Consider the following 1286-nt stretch of genomic DNA (forward strand, 5'->3'; position numbering starts at 1 on the left):
CCGCTCGAGAGCATCCTGTCGACGCCCGAGGTGATGCACGTGTTCGAGAGCATCAAGCTGGGCGTGGCCGTGCCGACGCCGCCGGTGCTGATCGTGCAGGCCGTCCACGACTACCTCATCGACGTGAAAGACATCGACGTGCTCGCCGACGCCTATTCGGCCGGCGGCGCCCAGGTGACCTACCACCGGGACGCGTTCAACGAGCACATGCTGCTACACCCGCTGTCGGCGCCGATGACGCTGCGCTGGCTCACGGACCGGTTCGACCGCCGCCCGCTGACCGAGCACCTCATCCGGACCACCTGGCCGACGATGTTCCACCCGATGACCTACGTCGGGATGGCGCGGCTGGCCAAGATCGCGGCCAAGGTCGTCTTCGGCCGGAGCATTCACCGCCGTCCGCTATGACACGGCCGCTTCCGCGGCACCCCCGGCTCCCAGCGGCAGCGCATCGGAAGCCCGGCCGCCCGGCGGAAGGGCGCCCAGGTCGTCACGGGCGTCGGCGGCCGCCAGCACCGCATACACCAGCGCGGCGATAGCGGCGGGCCACAGCAGGGTCAGCGCGATCTGCAGCGGGTTCTGGGCGAAGAACACCGGGGGCGCCTGGACGACGTACGCCACCGACGGGGCCTTGGACAGCGGCACCGCGTCGAAGTTCAACGCGCCGTAGAAGACCCGGACCAGCGCGGCCCCGGTAGCCGTCGCGGCCGCGGCGGCGGTCAACAGGCCGGTCGACAGCGCGACGACCATCCCCGGCCCCCGGCGCTCACGCCACTGCCACCCCAGCACGGGCGCCACCACCGCGAGCACGGTCAGCAGGCCCAGCATCAGGCACGGCGCGTCGAAGAAGTGCTCGGACTCGGTGCCGAGGTAGTCGTGGACCCGTTCGCCCGCCCGCGTCAGCGCCACCACGGCGTGGATCGGCGGGGCGATCCACGCCCACAGCCCGCCGGCCAGCACCCCGGCCGCCGCGGACCCCAGCCCGGCGATGACGATGGCGCGCACCGGCGGCTTGCGCGGGGCGGTTGCGGCCGGCGGGGCGTCCCGACCCTCCACGGGCTCGGTCACCGCTGGGCCTCCAGGTCGACGGAGTCGACCTGACCGTGCCGCGAGCACTGCGCCCGCCAGCCGTCGGGGCGGACCTGCACGATCATCCGGCGGCCGCATTCCGCACAGAACCGGGGCGGCTCGAGGCCCAACTGCGCCGCGGTCGGCACGGCCACGCCCAGCTTGATGCTCTCGAACACGTGCATCACCTCGGGCGTCGACAGGATGCTCTCGAGCGG

The 1286-nt window shown here is 72.9% G+C and carries 3 protein-coding genes; 1 reads left to right on the forward strand and 2 read right to left on the reverse strand.

Going from position 1 to position 1286, the window contains the following annotated elements; all coding sequences use genetic code 11:
* Positions 1 to 408: lipase family protein (locus A5697_RS01025; RefSeq protein WP_231971936.1), on the forward strand; the 408-nt coding region annotated here is incomplete at its 5' end.
* Here A5697_RS01025 and A5697_RS01030 read toward each other — a convergent pair.
* Positions 403 to 1068, reverse strand: a complete 666-nt coding sequence (locus A5697_RS01030) for a DUF2567 domain-containing protein (protein ID WP_369806027.1) — start codon at positions 1066 to 1068, stop codon at positions 403 to 405. The genes A5697_RS01025 and A5697_RS01030 overlap by 6 nt on opposite strands.
* The gene (locus A5697_RS27945; protein WP_068007191.1) at positions 1065 to 1253 is read right to left on the reverse strand and encodes a hypothetical protein; all 189 of its coding nucleotides are present in this window, start codon (positions 1251 to 1253) and stop codon (positions 1065 to 1067) included. Before A5697_RS27945 ends, A5697_RS01030 begins: the two co-directional genes overlap by 4 nt.
* Positions 1254 to 1286 lie beyond the last annotated feature (33 nt).

Source organism: Mycobacterium sp. E3251 (genome assembly GCF_001666835.1).
Taxonomy (GTDB): Bacteria; Actinomycetota; Actinomycetes; order Mycobacteriales; family Mycobacteriaceae; genus Mycobacterium.

Coding starts and splice junctions, on each gene's coding strand:
- A5697_RS27945 (WP_068007191.1), bottom strand. CDS start 1,253: ATGCACGTGTTCGAGAGCATCAAGCTGGGCGTGGCCGTGCCGACCGCG.